This is a genomic window from Sphaerimonospora mesophila (assembly GCF_001417795.1).
GTDB classification, from domain to species: domain Bacteria; phylum Actinomycetota; class Actinomycetes; order Streptosporangiales; family Streptosporangiaceae; genus Sphaerimonospora; species Sphaerimonospora mesophila.
The window spans coordinates 476,705-492,978 of record NZ_BCBX01000031.1 but is presented as its reverse complement, the minus strand read 5'-3'; the positions used below and the strand labels follow the sequence as shown (position 1 = coordinate 492,978).

Below are 16,274 nucleotides of genomic sequence, written 5' to 3'. Positions count from 1 at the left end.
GCGGTGAAGAAATGACGAGTTTTCCCGATGGACTAGACCAATCAAGTGGTGTGGACCACCTATCGGTGGAAGATCCGAGGATTTTTCGCCTAGGATCGGTTCATGGCCTCGATTCTTGGCGAAGAACCGCTGTCTTTGACGCAGGAGCTCGACCTCCTGGCCTTCGGGCAGCGGCTCAAGCACCTGCGCAGGCAGCGTGGTCTCACCCTGACCGAGCTCGGCCAGCGGGTCGGGCGGGCGCCGAGTCAGCTCTCACTGCTGGAGAACGGCAAGCGCGAGCCGAAGCTGTCGCTGCTGAAGTCGCTCGCGGCCGCGCTGAACGTGCCGGTCGAGGAACTGCTGCGCAGGCAGGCGCCCAACCGGCGGGCCCAGCTCGAGATCGCCCTGGAGGAGGCGCAGCGCGATCCGCTGTACGCCGCGATCGGGCTCAGCCGGCTCAAGGTCTCCGCGCGCGTGCCCAACGACGTCCTGGAGCACATCCTCGGCCTGTTCCAGGAGCTCAAGGCCAGGGAGGCCAAGGGTACGGCCACGCCGGAGGAGGCGCGGGCGGCCAACGTGGAGCTCCGGCGCAAGCAGCGTGAGCTGGGCAACTACTTCGAGGAGATCGAGAAGGCGGCGGCCGAGGCGCTCGACGCCGTGGGCTACCGCGCCGGCGCGCTGTCGGAGAGCACCGTGCAGGCGCTGGTGTCGCACTTCGGGTTCACCCTGCACACCGTCCAGGACCTGCCGCGTTCGGCCAGGTCGGTGACCGATCTGCGCAACCGGCGGATCTACCTCAAGCGCGAGCATCTCGGCGGCATGCACAGCCCTCGGACCGTGCTGCTGCAGACGCTCGGCCACTTCGCGCTCCAGCACCACAGGCCCCGTGACTTCGCCGACTTCCTGCGCCAGCGGGTGGAGGCCAACTATTTCGCCGCCGCCGTGCTGGTGCCCGAGACCGCCGCAGTGCCGTACCTGCGGGAGGCCAAGCAGGACCGGGCGCTGTCGGTGGAGGACCTGCGCGACGTGTTCGCCGTCTCCTACGAGATGGCCGCGCACCGGTTCACCAACCTCGCCACCCGCCACCTCGACCTGGTCTGCCACTTCGTGCGCAACGACGCCGACGGGATCATCTACAAGGCGTACGAGAACGACGGCATCGTCTTCCCCGCCGACGAGCAGGGGGCGATCGAGGGGCAGCGGATGTGCCGGCAGTGGTCGGGCCGCCAGGTCTTCCGCTCGCCCGACCGCTTCTCGCTGTACTACCAGTACTCGGACTCGCCCACCGGGACGTACTTCTGCATCGCCCACGTCGACCCCTCCCAGGAGAAGGACTTCGCCATCACGCTCGGCGTGCCGTACCGGGAGTCCCGCTGGTTCCGCGGCCGCGAGACGACCGTACGGACGAAGTCGAAGTGCCCCGGCGGCGACTGCTGCCGGCGCCCGCCCGCAGAGCTCGCCCAGCGCTGGGAGGGGTACGCCTGGCCGTCGGCGCGGGCCAACTCCCACGTGCTGACCGTGCTGCCGCCGGGGTCGTTCCCCGGCGTCGACGAGGCCGATCTCTACGCCTTCCTGGAGCGGCACGCGGCCATGTGACTCGAGATCTCCGCAGTGATAGGGTTACCCGCCAGTAACCGTTACTTCCGGTAACCCTCACCGGACTGCAGGGATGGTCCATGAGCGAGCAAAACGGCGCTTTCCGCCCCGAATTGAGCGACGACCTGCGCGAGTTGCGCGACTGGGTGCACGGCTTCGCCGCCGACGTGATCCGCCCGGCGGGCGCGGAGTGGGACGAGCGCGAGGAGACCCCCTGGCCGATCATCCAGGAGGCCGCCAAGCTCGGGCTCTACTCGCTGGACTTCTTCGCCCAGCAGTGGTTCGAGGAGTCGGGGCTCGGGCTGCCGGTCGCCTTCGAGGAGTTGTTCTGGGGTGACGCCGGCATCGGCCTGTCGATCGTCGGCACCGGGCTGGCCGCCGCCTCCCTCGCGGCCAACGGCACCCCCGAGCAGATGGGGGAGTGGCTGCCGCAGATGTTCGGCACTCCCGACGACGTCAAGCTCGGCGCGTTCTGCGCGTCCGAGCCGGACGCCGGCAGCGACGTCGGCGCCATCAGGACCCGGGCCGAGTACGACGCCGCCAAGGACGAGTGGGTGATCAACGGGGTGAAGACCTGGGCCACCAACGGCGGGATCGCCAACGTCCACGTCGTCGTCGCGTCGGTCGATGCCGACCTCGGCACCCGCGGCCAGGCCTCGTTCGTGATCCCGCCGGGGACGGCGGGGCTCGCCCAGGGGCAGAAGTTCAAGAAGCACGGCATCCGCGCCTCCCACACCGCCGAGGTCGTCCTGGACGGCGTACGGGTGCCCGGCCGCTGTCTGCTGGGCGGCAAGGAGAAGCTGGACGAACGGCTCGCCCGGGTGCGTTCGGGGGCCCGCGTCGGCGGTCAGGCGGCCATGCGGACCTTCGAGGCCACCCGGCCGCTGGTCGCCGCCATGGCCGTCGGCACCGCGAGGGCGGCGTTCGAGTACGCGCGTGACTACGCCCGTGAGCGCGAGCAGTTCGGCCGCAAGATCGGCGAGAACCAGGCGATCGCCTTCCTCCTCGCCGACATGGCCACCAGGGTGGACGTGGCGCGGATGATGACCTGGCGGGCCGCCTGGATGGGCCGAAGGGGCGGGCCGTTCCCCCAGGCGGAGGGCTCGATGAGCAAGCTGGTCGCGAGCGAGACCGCCGTCTGGGTGACCGAGCAGGCCATCCAGATCCTCGGCGGCGCCGGCTACACGCGCGATCACCCGGTCGAGCGCTTCCACCGCGACGCGAAGATCTACACCATCTTCGAGGGGACGTCGGAGATCCAGCGCCTCATCATCGGCCGCGCCGTCACCGGCCTGCCCGTTCGGTGAGTATGTCCGTTCACTGACCACGGCGCGGCGGTCATGCTCGGCCACCCCGGCAGCGGGGGCCGGTCGGCGGCCGTCCCTCGGGGCGCCCCGGCAGGTGGTCGAGCGCGTGCGGCCGCGGCCCGGTCGATCCGCCGGCAACGGGGAGCCGGGGACCTACGGGGGTAGGGGATGCGAGCAGTCGAGGAAGACGGGGAAGCGGGCGGGGGCGGCGGACCGGGCACGGCCCCCCGAACGGTCACGTGGGCGCGGGGGACGTCCGCCGTGCTGGCCGTGCTGTCGGTGTCGCTGACCGCGGCCGGCACCGCGATCCAGTTATCGGTGCCGAAGGAGTGGGCGCCGTGGCCGCCAGCGGCGCCCGACCACGGCGCGGGCCTGACGTTCCCGCTGATCGGCGCGTTCCTGATCGCGCACCGTCCCCGTCTCAAGCTGGCCTGGCTGATGTGCGTCGGCGGCCTCGGCTGCGCGGTCAACGTGATGGCGATCGGGCTGCAGTTCACGCAGGCGGCGGCCGGCGACCTGGAGAGCGCGGGGTGGCTGCGCATCCTGGCCATCGTGGGCTGGATGACCGGGGGGTGCCTGCTGGGGATCCTCACGCCGCTGCTCTCGCCGGACGACCGCCTGCCCTCCCGCCGCTGGCTGCCGGTGGCGATCGGCGGCGTGGCCGTGTACTTCGCCGACGGGGTGCGCAACATCGTGCGGCCGACGCCGCCCGCGAGCACGTACCGCTGGCCCGAGGTCATCCCGAACCCGCTGGCGATCGAGGCCCTGGCCCCCTACCACCCGGCGCTCACGGGTTCGCTGACCCTGCTGATGAACGCCTGCGTGGTGCTCACGGTGCTCTCCCTGTTCGTACGGCTGAGGCGCGCGACCTCGACGGCGCGCAGGCAGATCGCCTGGCCGCTGTCCGCGTTCGTCGTCTATGCGCTGTTCCCGCTGCTCGGCGAGGACCACTGGCTGCCGGCGACGATCTGGACGGGACTGGTTCCGGTGGCGATCGCGTTCGCCGTGCTGCGCCACCGCCTGTACGGCATCGACACCGTCATCAGCCGGACCGTCATCGCGGCCGGCCTGATCGCCGCCGTCGGTGCGGTGTACTTCGGCATCGGCGCCCTGGCCGGACTGCTCGTGTCGGACTACGACCAGGTCGCGGGGCTGGTCGCCGCGCTGGCGACGGGCGCGTTCTTCCAGCCGCTGCGCGGGCGCCTGCGCCGGTTGACCGACACGATGCTGTACGGCAGGCACGGACGGCCCGAGGGACTCGCCGGAAGGCTGGCCCGCGAGGTCGGCGAGACGGAACCGGCCAACGCGCTGGCCGCCGTCACGGCGGTGGTGCACGACGGCCTCGGCGTCACCGGCGTCGCCGTCGAGTCCGGGGGCAGGCGGGTGGAGTCGGGCGAGACCGGGCCCGGCCCGCGCGTCGTGCCGCTGGTACGGCACGGCGAGCCGGTCGGCCGGATGCTGATCGGACCGCCGGGACCGCGGCGCTTCTCCGCCGCCTACACCGAGCGGCTGATCAGGGTGGCGACCCCCTTCGTCGCGGACGTCGCGCACGCCATGCTGATGGCGGCGCACCTGCAGCGTTCCCGGGAGCACATCCTGAACGCACGAGAGGAGGAGCGGCGCAGGCTCCGCCGCGACCTGCACGACGGCCTCGGCCAGGCGCTCGGCAACATGGCGATGTCACTGAACATCGCCCGGATGTGCCTGCGGGAGGACCCGTCCTCGGTCGACCGGATGCTGCGGGACCTGTGCGGCGACATGGACGCGGTCACCCGGGAGATCCGCGAGCTGGTCTACGGCCTGCGCCCGCCCCGACTGGACGACCTCGGCCTGCCCGGGGCGGTGCGCGCGCTCGCCGCGGAGCCGGGGCCGCCCGTCGAGGTCGAGGTGACGGGCGAGACCGGTGACCTGCCGGCCGCGGTGGAGGTGGCGGCCTATCGGATCGTGCAGGAGGCGCTGACCAACGTGCGCAAGCACGCCGGCGCCACCCGGGCCTTCGTCACGCTGACCCGCTCGGAGAACGCGCTGATCCTGCGGGTGCGAGACGACGGCAGGGGGCTGCCCGAGCGGCGGCGCTCCGGCGTCGGCTTCGCCTCGATGCGCGAGCGCGCCGCCGAGCTGGGCGGCACCTGCCTGATCGCCGGCTCGTGCAGGTCCGGTGCGGAGGGCGGCCCGGGAACGCGGGTGGAGGTGACGCTCCCGCTTCCCGAGCGCTCCGGCGCAGAACCCACCCTGATGATCACGTGACCGCGGCGGGACGCGAAAGTGCGGGCCGGACGGCATGCGTGGGGCGTACTCGCCGTACGGGGGCCGGATCGCCCGGCCGCCGCGTAGGATCGACTGGTGACCGAAATGACCGAAACCACACCTGGTTGGCTCTCTCCGGAAGAGCTGGAGTCGACGCGCGCGCGAATGCCGATCCTCTACGTCGACGCCGTGCCGGTGCGAGTCGACGACACCGGAGTGGTCACCCATGTCGGCCTGTTGCTGCGCATCGGATCGGACGGGACGGTCAGCCGCGCCCTCGTGTCCGGCCGCGTGCTCCACTACGAGCGCGTCCGCGACGCCCTCATGCGCCATCTGGAGAAGGATCTCGGCCCGGTCGCGCTGCCCCGCGTCCCGGCCTCCCCGCAGCCGTTCACCGTCGCCGAGTACTTCCCCACCGCGGGCGTCACGCCGTACCACGATCCCAGGCAGCACGCGGTCTCGCTCGCGTACGTCGTGCCGGTGGCGGGAGACTGCCGCCCCCGTCAGGACGCCCTCGACCTGGTGTGGTTCACGCCCGAGGAGGCGGCCTCGCCGATGGTGCTGAGCGAGATGTCGGGCGGGCAGGACGTCCTGCTGAAGCAGGCCCTCGCCCATGTCGGCCGCCTGCCCTGACCGTCCCATCGTCCATGCCGGGCCGCCCGCGATCCACTGCTCATGGTCCTGAGTGGGCGGGACTTTCGCCGCTGCCCGGACACGGCGGGGCAGGATGTCATGGAGAGACGCCGATATCGGGAACAGGAGGGGCGTCATGATCGTCGCCGGGGTGGACGGTTCGCAGGCCGGGCTGGAGGCGGTGGCCTGGGCCGCGCGGGAGGCGGTGCTGCGCGGCATGCCGTTGCGGCTGGTCCACGCGATCCCGCGCTGGGTGCTGGAGAGTGGCGAGGCCGTCGAGGGAGGCCAGGGCGGCCGCTACGCCGGGGTCGCCAGGTGGATGCGCGAGGGGGCCGACACGGCGCTGGCCGCCGCCGTCGACCGGGCTCGGCGTGAGGCGCCCGAGGTCGAGGTGGACTCCGCCCACCTTCCCGGGGATCCGCGGACCGCGTTGATCGACGCGGCGGCCAAGGCCGATCTCCTCGTGGTGGGCAACCACGGGCTCGGCGGCTTCCGCGGGCTGCTGCTCGGCTCGGTCGCGTACGGCGTGGCAGGGCAGGCCCCGTGCGACGTCGTGATCGTGCGTGAGACGCCAACGCCGCCGCGCGGCGAGGTGGTGGTCGGGGTGGACGGCTCGCCGGTCGGCGCGGCCGCGCTCGACTTCGCCTTCGCCGAGGCCGCGCTGCGGCGGGCGAGGCTGCGCGCGGTGCACGCCTGGACCTGGTTCGAGGCGGGCGGCGGCATCGTCCCCGTGCCCGACGATCTCGACGTCGAGCAGACCGAGGTCCGCGTGGTCAAGGAGGCGCTGGCGGGCCGCCGGGAGCGCTACCCGGACGTCGAGGTGACCGAGGAGGTCGTCCGCGGGCACCCCGTCGAGGTGCTCGGCGAGGCGTCGGAGCGCGCCGACCTGCTGGTCGTCGGCTCGCGCGGCCGCGGGAACCTCGCGGGGCTGGTCCTCGGCTCGGTGAGCCACGCCCTGCTGCACCACGCCAGGTGCCCGCTCGCGGTCGTAAGCGGCCGGTAGCCGACCGGGGCCGGGGGCGACGGGCGGATCAGCGGTCACCCCGCGTCCGTGTCGTCGCCCTCCTGCCAGGTCAGCATGTCGATCACGTCGAGCACGCCGTTGACCCGCTCGACCATCCGTACGAGGATCCGCGCGTCGGCGGGACGGGGCATCGTGCCGCCGAGCGTCACCACACCGTCGTTCACCTGGACGTCGACACCCGAGGTGTCCGCCCACAGCGCGTCGTCGAGGATCTCCTCGCGGATCTCCCGGGCGATCTCGTCGTCGGACTGGGCGAAGACCTTGACCAGGTCGTGCCGGCTGACGACCCCCTCCAGCCGGCCCTCGTCGTCGACGACCGGCAGCCTCTTGATGCCGCGCTCGGCCATCACCCGGGCCGCGCTCACCACGCTGGTGTAGGGCCTGATCGTGACGGCGGGGGCGGTCATCAGCTCGGCCGCCGTCTCGCCGAGTGCCTTCTCCTCGGCCCCCGCGCCGGGACGGGCCGCCAGGTCGCGCAGGCGCGCCAGCAGAGGCGGCCGGTAGCCCTCGCGGTAGTACTGCTCACGGAACTCCTCCTTGCGCAGCAGATCGGCCTCCGACACCACGCCGATGACGTGGCCCTCGCCGTCCACGACCGGCACCGCGCTCACCTCGTGGGCGACGAGCACCTCGGCGATGTCACGGAACGGTGTGCTGCCGTTGACCGAGGCCACCTCACGGGTCATCACGTCCCGCACCTTCTTGTGCATGTCGGTTCCCTCCGCCGTCCTCGGTGTCCGCTCGCCTCCCCTGGGAACCGTTCCCCGCGAGTGCGGTCGAAAGTCCCGCCGGGTCAGGACCTTCACCGCTGATCGGGCGGGACGCCGGCGGACAGGCTGGTAGGGACACGGATGGGAGGAAGTTCCGATGGGCATGAAGGTGAAGGACGTCATGGGAAAGGTGGCGATCGCCGTTCGCATGGACGCGTCGTTCGCCGACCTCGTCGAGACGATGAGGCGGTTCAAGGTGGGCGCCGTGACCGTGATCGACGCCGACCGGCGGCCGGTGGGAGTGGTGTCCGAGGACGACATCCTCCTCAAGGAGATCGATCCCGGTGGAAGCCTGTTCGAGAGCCGCAGGACGCGGGCCGAGCGCCGCAAGGCGGCGGGCACGACCGCCGGTGAGATCATGACCACTCCGGCGATCACCGTGACCGGGGGGACGCCGGTACGCGACGCGGCGAGGCTGATGCACCGCAACCGCATCAAGCAGCTGCCCGTGATCGATTCGATGAGCGGCCGCATCGTCGGGACCGTCCACCAGGGTGACCTGCTGCGCGTGTTCGCCCGGCCGGAGGCGGACATGCGGGCGGAGATCGAGGAGATCGCCGAGCGGATGGCGGTCGAGACGGACGACCTGGAGATCGTCGTCGCGGCCGGGATGGTCACGCTGCGCGGCACGGTCGCCCGGCGGTCGCAGATCCGGCCGTTCCTGCACGCGGTACGCGGCGTCGACGGCGTCATCGAGGTGGACGCGGACGTGGCGTTCGAGATCGACGACCTGCTGATCGCCCCGCCGCTCCTGTGACCTGGCGGTAGACCACCGGATGGAGGGACGCCATGGACGCTCGGATATCCGACGAGACCACCCGCGCGGTGCACGAGGCGGTCGAGGCCGCCGTGTGGGCGCCCTCGCCGCACAACAGCCAGCCATGGTCCTTCGTCGTGTCGGGGGACGAGATCGCCCTGCGCGCCGACCCGGACCGCAAGCTGCGCGTCGCCGACCCCGACGGCCGCCAGATGGTGGTGAGCTGCGGGGCCGCCCTGTTCAACGTGCGGGTCACGCTGCGCGCGCTCGGCTATCACCCCGAGGTGCGCAAGCGCCCCGATCCGCAGCGCCCGCTGCTGCTGGCCACGGTCCGGCCCGCCCAGGCGGGAGCGCAGGCGAGGGGAGAACCCGACGAACACGCCCGCCTGCTCCACGCCGAGATCGAGCGACGCCGGACCCACCGGAGCGGTTTCACCGGGCTGGCCGTCGCCGACGAACTGGTCGACGTGCTGGTCGCCCAGGCGGCCGACGAGGGGGCGCGGCTGCGGCCGATCCGGGCGGAGGAGGACGCGCGGGTGCTGGCCGCGCTCACGGGCGCCGCCCAGGACGTCCAGTCCCGGGACCGCCTGTTCAGCCTGGAGATCATGCGTTGGGCCCGGCCTCCGGGGAGCACCAGGCAGGACGGCGTGCCGGCGGGAAGCTATCCGGCGGCCTCCGGACGGACGCGGCCGCAGTATTTCGCCCAGCGCGACTACGCCAGAGGCCACGACTGGGGGGTCGAATCCGACGAGCCCGGCGCCACCGGCCTCGTCGCCGTGCTGACGACGCGGGGCGACGGCGCCGACGACTGGCTGACCGCCGGTCAGACACTGCAGCGGGTCCTGCTGTACGCCTCGGCGTACGGCCTCAGCGCCGCCTTCCACACGCAGGCCCTGGAGCTGCCCGACCTGCGGGAGTTCATCCGCAAGCACGTGTGCGACGGTGCCTACCCTCAGATGATCATGAGGTTGGGCTTCGCGGTGGACGAGGCGGGCAGCGTACGCCGTCCGCCCGCCGAGGTGACCGAGGAACAGGCCTGACGGCTCCCCGAGCCGGCCGGTCCGCGGCCGGCGCCTCCGCCCGGCGCGGCGGGGAACGGCCGGAGCCGTCCCCCGGCGGATGCGGGCTCGCGGGTCAGTACGCCACGGTGAAACGCATCCGGTGGTGCCGCGGCCGTTCGGCCTCGTCCAGCAGCGCCACCGCGAGGTCCTCCAGCGAGATCCGGGAGTCACCGTCGGCGTCGACCAGCAGGTCGTCACCGCCTATCCGGTACCGGCCGGTGCGCTCACCGGGCACGAGCAGCTTGGCGGGGCTCAGATAGGCCCAGTCCACGACGGTGTCGGCCCGGCAGGCCGCCAGCTGGTCGATGCACGCCAGCGCGATCGGCCGCAGGTAGGCCGGGTAGCCCACCTCGTTCATCAGGATGCCGCCGCCCTCGACGGCCAGACTGCCGGCGCCGCCGACGAGCAGCAGGCGCGTGCCGGTCTTGGCGCACGCCGTCAGCAGCGTGTGGGCGACGGTGACGAGCTCGTTCTCGTTGCCGGGCGCCGGGCAGGTCGCGGTGATCACCAGATCACGTCCGGTGATCAAGGGGAGGACCGCGTCCAGGTCGGTCGCGTCGCCGACGCGCCCCTCCACTCCGGGTGGGAGATCGGCGAACGCCGCCGCGTTCAGGGCCACGCCCGTCACCTCGTGTCCGCGGGACACGGCCTCGGCGACGACGCGGCGACCCACGTTTCCGGTTGCTCCGAACACTGAGATGCGCATGCCTGTGCTTCCTCTCGACCTTGTCGGTTGCTTTGGGCGGTAACCTTTTCGATGTGGCAGATCACGTCGACCACGTCCTGCGGCAGTGGGCTGCCGCCTGCCCTGACCTGGACGTTTCCCCGATGGCGGTGTTCGGTCGGCTCTCGAGACTGACCCGGCTCGTCAACGGCGAGCTGCGCCGTACGTTCGCGGAACACGACCTCGACCCCTCGTCGTTCGACGTTCTGGCCACCCTCCGTCGTGGCGGCCGGCTGACCCCGGCCGAGTTGATGCGTTCATCGATGATCACTTCAGGTGCGGTCACCCAGCGCCTGGACCGGCTGGAGGCGCGGGGGCTGGTGGTCCGGACGCCCAACGAGTCCGACGGCCGCGGCGTTCACGTCGACCTGACCGACGAGGGCCGCAAGCTCATCGACCAGGCCCTGCCGGATCACGTGAACGCCGAACAGCGCTTGCTCGCCGGGCTCACCCCTGATCAGCGGGAGAGCCTGGCCGACATCCTCAGGCGGCTGCTGGTCTCGCTGGGCGACGAGGTCTAGATCCGCTTGGTGCCCCAGACCACGATCGACGTCAGGACCACGAGACCCGCCGCGACCCACAGCACGCCGCTCACGGTGACCAGGCCCACGATGAGGCTGCCGAACAGCGCGCCCAGTGCGATCGCCAGATTGAACATGCAGGTGTTCAGCCCGGTCGCGGCCTCGATGCCCTGGGGCGCCGCCTTGATGATCCAGGTCTGCACGCTCACCGGCAGGCCGCCGAACGCGAAACCCCACAGGATCAGCAGGATCGATCCGCTGATCGTGTTCCCGCCGATGAACGGGAGCAGCGCCAGGATGACCGCGAGCGCGATGCTCACCACGATGATGGTGCCGCGGACGTTGCGGCCGGACCACGAACCGGCGATGAGGTTGCCGATCATGCCGGCCACGCCGTAGGCGAGCAGCAGCGGGCCGACGTACGTCGCGTCGATCCCGGAGATGTCCTGCAGGATCGGGCTGACGAAGGTGAAGGCGCCGTAGTGTCCGGCCACCAGCAGGAAGGTGGCGATGACGCCGACCCGGACGGCCGGTGTGCGCAGCTGCTCGGCCAGCGTGCGCAGCCGGACCGGCTCGGTCGCCGGCATCCGCGGCAGCAGTACGGCCAGTGCGATCACCAGGAGGAGCGCGACCGCGGCGACCGCGCCGAACGCGATGCGCCAGCTGGTGAGCTCACCCACGAACGTGCCCGCCGGGACGCCGATGACGTTGGCGGCCATGGCGCCGAAGAAGATCAGCGAGGTGGCCTTGGCCACGTACGCCTCGGGCACCAGCCGGACGCCGAGACCCGCGGCGAGCGCCCAGAACCCGCCGATGCTGACGCCCACGAACAGCCGCGCCACCATGAGCACGGCGTAGTTGGGGGTCACGGCGGACACGACGTTGGCCACCAACGCCAGCAGGATCAGGCCGAGCAGGACCACGCGCCGGTCCAGTCCCCGGATCGCCACCGGCAGCAGCGGCGCGGTGACGGCGGCGACCAGGCCGGACACGGTCACCATCAGGCCTACTTCGCCGTCCGAGACGTTCAGCCCGCCGCCGATCGCGGTGAGCAGGCCCATGGGCAGGTTCTCGACGGTTACCACCAGGAAGGTGCCGAGCGCGACGGCGGTCACCGCTATCCAGCTCTTGATGGGCACTCGTTCCGGTCTGGCGGTCCCGGCGGAGACGGACTCGACGTTTGTCATTCGGGTTACTCCTACTCCTATGAGCTTGGGCCCGGTCCGGGCAGGCGGGAACAACCGACCGACCGGCGCGCATCGGTCGAGTTCGGCTCTGACTGTCGGGTGGGGTCGGCGGTCAGGATCTTGATGCCTGCCGGGCCCGGTGACAGACATCGGGCAGGCCACCGATCAGGCCGCACCCTGCAAGGCTGATTTTGCTTAACGCTAAGATACTATAGCTTAGTGCTAAGCAAAATAACCAGCCGAGAGGAGAACGCAGGTGGGCACGGTGACGACGGATCACGTCGACTTCGTGCTGGAACAGTGGCAGAAACAGCGCCCCGACCTGGACATGTCGGCCATGGAGGTGATCGGGCGGCTGCCACGGCTGATGCGGTTCTTCACCGCGGCACTGCGGCGGACGTTCGGCGCGCACGGGCTCGATCCCGCCTCGTTCGACGTCCTCGCGACGCTGTATCGCAGCGAGCCGCGCTCTCTGTCGCCGGCCGACCTGATGCGCGCCTCGATGGTCACGTCCGGCGCCGTCACCCAGCGCCTGGACCGGCTCGAATCCCGAGGACTGGTGACGCGCACGCCGAGCGCCTCGGACGGCCGCTGTGTCCGTGTCGCACTGACCGAGGAGGGCGTCGCGCTCATGGAACGGGTGCTGCCCTACCACGTGGAGACCGAGAACCGGCTGCTCGTCGCGCTCGACCCGGCAGATCGCGAGACATTGGCCGACACCCTGCGCGACCTCCTCATCTCGCTGGGCGACCTGCCGGACTGAATTCCCTATCCCAGCTCATCCCTCTGCCGTAAGGAAGGATGTGAAGAAGTGTCCGCTGAAGATGATTCAGCGCTGCCCGCCGCTGCGACCTCCGACGGCTTGACCGCTTTCGGCGCCTCGCTGCGTGCCGCACGGCTGCGACGCGGACTCACCCTCCGGGAACTGGCACGCCGGACGCACTACAGCCACAGCTACATGTCGAAGGTGGAGAACGGCATCAAGCACCCGTCGGTGGAACTGGCGCAACGCTGCGACAAGGTGCTCGAGCTGGACGGGGAGCTGGCCGAGTCGCTCACCGTCCGCGCACTCACGCCGGCGGCGGTGGACGCCTGGCCGCGGCCGGCGCAACTGCCGCGGGGGCCGGTGCAGTTCGTCGGCCGTACGAGGGAACTGGCCGAGCTGACCGCGGCGCTGCTGCCGGACGACAGGCAGGCGGGTGTGGTGCCGGTGGTCGCGGTCGACGGGCCGCCCGGTGTCGGCAAGACCGCGCTGGTGGTCCGATGGGCTCATCAGAACAGCCACCTGTTCCCCGACGGGGTCCTGTTCGCCGATCTCGGCGGGTACGGCGGCGACCTTCAGCCGCCCGACGCCGTGTTGAAGGTGTTCCTGCACGAGCTGGGCATCGGTGGGCTGCCGTCCGGGACCGGACAGCCCGCGTCGTTGTTCCGGTCGTTCCTGCACGGACGCAGGCTGCTGATCGTGCTGGACAACGCGGCGGACGCCCAGCAGGTGCGGGCGTTGCTGCCCGGGGCGCCGGGATGCGCGGTCGTCGTCACCAGCCGGCAGCGCCTGTCCGGCCTGGCCGTACGCGACGGCGCGCAGCGGATCACACTGCCTCCCCTGGGGCAGGCCGACGCGGTGGCGTTGCTGGCCGAGATGATCGGCCGGGCTCGCGTGGGCTCGGAACCCGAAGCGGCTGCGGCGATCGCGGGCTGCTGCGCGGGCCTGCCGCTGGCGCTGCGGTTGGCCGGGGAGCGGCTCACCAACCTGCCGGCCAAGTCGCTGCACGCGTTCGCGGCGGAACTGGCGGCGGAGGAGCACGCTCTCGACATGCTCACCGTCCTCGGCGACCCGCGTTCCGCGGTCAGGACGGTGTTCTCCTGGTCCTACCTGGCGCTCGCCCCCGCGGATGCGCGGGTGTTCCAGCAGCTGGGACTGCACCCCAGCGCCGAGTTCAGCACCACCGTGGCGACGGCGGTCACCGGCCTGCCGCCGGTGGAGGCCGAGCGAGCGCTGGAGCGGCTGGCGGCGGCGCACCTGATCGAACCGGTGGGGCCGCAGCGGTACCGGCTCCACAACCCGCTCCGGCTGTACGCGAGGGAGAGAGCGCGAGCATGAGATGACGTGGCCGTCCGCCGGTCTGTCCTTCGCCGACACCGCCGGGCAACCCGTAATCCGCATGTCACCGCAGGGATGGTGCCCTCGGTTCCCGTCAAGGAGTCACCAGGGCACCGCTTGCGGTCGACGGGACGAGCTGCTCATGATACATGAGGCAATTGGCAAGTGTGTGATTAGCGAGAAGTGAGGTTGTTCTGGGGTGAGACGTGCCGGCCGCGGAGACCGGGTCCCCATGTCCGCGTTCGGCGTCACCGTCTCGACCGTTCGAGGGTGGTGAAGGTGACCGAGAGATCAGGCGAGGGAACCGATGTCGCGGCGGGCGACGTCTCGGCCGTTCGGCACTGCCGAGTCTTCGGCCGTGCCCGGCAGGTGGCGAGACGCCCTCGGTGGATCCGGCGCGAGCTCAGGAACATCACCGTGGCCGCGAGGCCGCTGCGGCCCGGTGGGCGATCCGGCCCTGACCGTTCGGTCCGCGTAGATCTGGTCCCTGCCGCGCCCCCGGACCCGACCGGGTGATGTCCGCGCTGCTCGGCGACAGCGGCCGAGCGGGGTGTCCTGTGCCGCGGGCGTGACCGAGGCGGCCATCCGGAAACGGCGGGGAAATTCCACGGTTGAACACCGAGCCGGACCCGATCCCGTCCAGAACTGACCGATATTCCATTTCCGGTAATCCGCGGCGGCGCTCCGATCAGGCTCGCCGTCGCGGTTATTCGTGTATTGGCTCCGATTTTAAGCGGTCCGTTTTGATGTGATACCTGCAGATGGATCGCCGATGTCAAACCTGTCCGGGAAACTGTTGACTGCGATGGGTCGATGTGTCACGATCATCGCGGTTACCGGTTCGGGCACCAGAGTAAACATCGGGGTGCCTCAGGCTGGAGCCGAGTGGATTCTCTCTGGTAAGACCCGCGATGTCGGCGGGCGTTAACGGCAATCTTCAACGGCCTAATGCAATTCGTTCTCAGCGGTGCCGGCTCGGGCCGGTTGAAAGGCGGTTCAACATGCAGGGAATCATTCAGGTGGCCGGTGTCATCGACCAGGCCGAAGCGGACCTGATCTGCGAGGAAGGCGCGGACTGGCTCGGTTTCGCCTTGCGGCTTCCCCTGAAGAACGAGGATTTGTCGGAGAAGGACGCCGCAGCGATCATCAAGGCGATCCAGCCGGCGCACAGGGGCGTCGTGATCACCTACCTGACCGACGCCGAGGAGATCAAGCAGTTCTGCCAGGAGCTGGGTGTCACCGCCATCCAGTTGCACGGCGACGTCACCCCCGGTGAGCTGCGGACCCTCCGGCGCATCGCGCCCGACCTCTACGTGCTCAAGAGCCTCGTGGTCAAGCAGGACAACCTCGACGAGCTGACCGAGATCGTGGACCAGGCCGCCGAGTGGGTCGACATGTTCATCACCGACAGCTTCAACCCGGCGACCGGTGCCAAGGGCGCCACCGGACTGCTGCACGACTGGTCGATCAGCGCCGAGCTGGTCCGGCTCTCGCCCCGGCCGCTGATGCTCGCCGGCGGGCTGAACCCGGACAACGTCGCCGCCGCGATAGCCGAGATCCGCCCGGCTGCCGTCGACGCGCACACCGGCCTGGAGAACACGACGGGCCGCAAGGACCGGATGAAGGTGCGCAAGTTCGTCGAGGAGGCCCGCAAGGCCTTCGCCCAGCTCGCGAATGAGGGCGCATGACCAGCGCAATGACGCCGGCGATCGGCACCGTGCATCTGCTGCCCCAGACCAAGCAGCTGCGAGCGCTGCACACGGTCATCCGCGACCGGAACGTCGGCAGGGAGGACTTCGTCGCCTCGTCGGGCCGGATCATCCGCCAGCTGATCGAAGCGGGGCTGGATCTTCTCCCGTTCGACTCGTGCGAGGTCCTCACCCCGGTGGGGCGCACCTATCACGGCCTGCGGCAGACTCCGGGGATCTGCGGGGTGTCGGTCGCCCGCGCCGGGGAGAGCATGGAGTCCGAGCTGCGGGCGATCCTGCCGGGCGTGCGGATCGGCAAGATCCTGATCCAGCGGGACAAGGTGACGAAGTTGCCGCACCTGTACTACTCCGCCCTGCCCGCCGACATCGACCAGCGGCACGTGCTGCTGCTGGATCCGATGCTGGCCACCGGCGGGACCGCGCTGGCGGCCCTCGACGTCCTCCTCGACCGGGGGGTCGAGGAGGACAACATCGTGTTCATCAACCTGCTGTCGGCGCCGGAGGGCATCGACGCGGTCCGGGCGCGCCACCCGAACCTGCGGATCGTGACGTCGGCCATCGAGGAGCGGCTGAACGAGAACGCCTACATGGTCCCCGGCATCGGTGACTTCGGCGACCGCTACTTCGGTACGGACATCGTGCGATGAAGAGCGGCGGC

15 protein-coding genes are annotated in these 16,274 nt (G+C 70.9%); 12 read left to right on the top strand and 3 right to left on the bottom strand.

The annotated features are described in order from the left end of the window. The first annotated feature begins 102 nt into the window (after window positions 1-102). The 5 genes from AP234_RS06655 to AP234_RS06635 all read left to right on the top strand — a co-directional run bounded on the left by AP234_RS06655 (window position 103) and on the right by AP234_RS06635 (window position 6,765). Window positions 103-1,575 carry a helix-turn-helix domain-containing protein gene (locus AP234_RS06655; protein ID WP_055478632.1) on the top strand — a complete coding sequence of 491 codons (1,473 nt, stop codon included), beginning with the start codon at window positions 103-105 and terminating at the stop codon, window positions 1,573-1,575. A gap of 80 nt (window positions 1,576-1,655) precedes the next feature. After that, a complete protein-coding gene (locus AP234_RS06650; RefSeq protein WP_055478631.1) occupies window positions 1,656-2,882 on the top strand; it encodes an acyl-CoA dehydrogenase family protein in 1,227 nt (408 codons plus the stop codon). Window positions 2,883-3,050: 168 nt separating this feature from the next. Continuing rightward, entirely contained in the window at window positions 3,051-5,129 is a 2,079-nt protein-coding gene (locus AP234_RS06645; protein ID WP_083501837.1) for a histidine kinase, read from the top strand. A 96-nt stretch (window positions 5,130-5,225) separates the two neighbouring features. Continuing rightward, complete coding sequence (locus AP234_RS06640; protein WP_268778016.1) at window positions 5,226-5,762, top strand: NUDIX hydrolase family protein; 537 nt, start codon at window positions 5,226-5,228, stop codon at window positions 5,760-5,762. 136 nt (window positions 5,763-5,898) lie between these two features. After that, a complete protein-coding gene (locus tag AP234_RS06635; protein WP_055478629.1) occupies window positions 5,899-6,765 on the top strand; it encodes a universal stress protein in 867 nt (288 codons plus the stop codon). Between the two features lie 35 nt (window positions 6,766-6,800). Here AP234_RS06635 and AP234_RS06630 read toward each other — a convergent pair whose 3' ends face one another. Next, the gene (locus tag AP234_RS06630; RefSeq protein ID WP_055478628.1) at window positions 6,801-7,496 is read right to left on the bottom strand and encodes a CBS domain-containing protein; all 696 of its coding nucleotides are present in this window, start codon (window positions 7,494-7,496) and stop codon (window positions 6,801-6,803) included. Window positions 7,497-7,653: 157 nt separating this feature from the next. On the opposite strand from AP234_RS06630, the gene AP234_RS06625 reads away from it, so the two are divergent. After that, window positions 7,654-8,313: a CBS domain-containing protein gene (locus AP234_RS06625; protein WP_055478627.1), complete on the top strand. Its 660-nt coding sequence runs from the start codon at window positions 7,654-7,656 to the stop codon at window positions 8,311-8,313. A 32-nt stretch (window positions 8,314-8,345) separates the two neighbouring features. Next, window positions 8,346-9,353: an Acg family FMN-binding oxidoreductase gene (locus AP234_RS06620; protein WP_055478626.1), complete on the top strand. Its 1,008-nt coding sequence runs from the start codon at window positions 8,346-8,348 to the stop codon at window positions 9,351-9,353. A 94-nt stretch (window positions 9,354-9,447) separates the two neighbouring features. Here AP234_RS06620 and AP234_RS06615 read toward each other — a convergent pair whose 3' ends face one another. Continuing rightward, window positions 9,448-10,080 (bottom strand): NAD(P)H-binding protein, encoded by a 633-nt coding sequence (locus AP234_RS06615; protein ID WP_055478625.1) that lies wholly within the window; start codon window positions 10,078-10,080, stop codon window positions 9,448-9,450. A gap of 53 nt (window positions 10,081-10,133) precedes the next feature. On the opposite strand from AP234_RS06615, the gene AP234_RS06610 reads away from it, so the two are divergent. Then, window positions 10,134-10,619: a MarR family winged helix-turn-helix transcriptional regulator gene (locus AP234_RS06610; protein ID WP_055478624.1), complete on the top strand. Its 486-nt coding sequence runs from the start codon at window positions 10,134-10,136 to the stop codon at window positions 10,617-10,619. On the opposite strand, the gene AP234_RS06605 is transcribed toward AP234_RS06610, so the two are convergent. Next, the gene (locus AP234_RS06605; RefSeq protein ID WP_055478623.1) at window positions 10,616-11,806 is read right to left on the bottom strand and encodes an MFS transporter; all 1,191 of its coding nucleotides are present in this window, start codon (window positions 11,804-11,806) and stop codon (window positions 10,616-10,618) included. The genes AP234_RS06610 and AP234_RS06605 overlap by 4 nt on opposite strands. Before the next feature lie 256 nt (window positions 11,807-12,062). Between AP234_RS06605 and AP234_RS06600 the strand changes: the two genes are divergently transcribed. The 4 genes from AP234_RS06600 to upp all read left to right on the top strand — a co-directional run bounded on the left by AP234_RS06600 (window position 12,063) and on the right by upp (window position 16,263). Then, on the top strand, window positions 12,063-12,569 hold the full coding sequence (locus AP234_RS06600) for a MarR family winged helix-turn-helix transcriptional regulator (protein WP_235557993.1): 507 nt from the start codon (window positions 12,063-12,065) through the stop codon (window positions 12,567-12,569). A gap of 48 nt (window positions 12,570-12,617) precedes the next feature. Further along, window positions 12,618-13,907, top strand: a complete 1,290-nt coding sequence (locus tag AP234_RS06595; RefSeq protein ID WP_055478622.1) for a helix-turn-helix domain-containing protein — start codon at window positions 12,618-12,620, stop codon at window positions 13,905-13,907. A 1,001-nt stretch (window positions 13,908-14,908) separates the two neighbouring features. Then, window positions 14,909-15,595: a phosphoribosylanthranilate isomerase gene (locus AP234_RS06590; RefSeq protein WP_055478621.1), complete on the top strand. Its 687-nt coding sequence runs from the start codon at window positions 14,909-14,911 to the stop codon at window positions 15,593-15,595. Next, complete coding sequence (gene upp, locus AP234_RS06585) at window positions 15,592-16,263, top strand: uracil phosphoribosyltransferase (RefSeq protein WP_055478620.1); 672 nt, start codon at window positions 15,592-15,594, stop codon at window positions 16,261-16,263. Before AP234_RS06590 ends, upp begins: the two co-directional genes overlap by 4 nt. Window positions 16,264-16,274 lie beyond the last annotated feature (11 nt).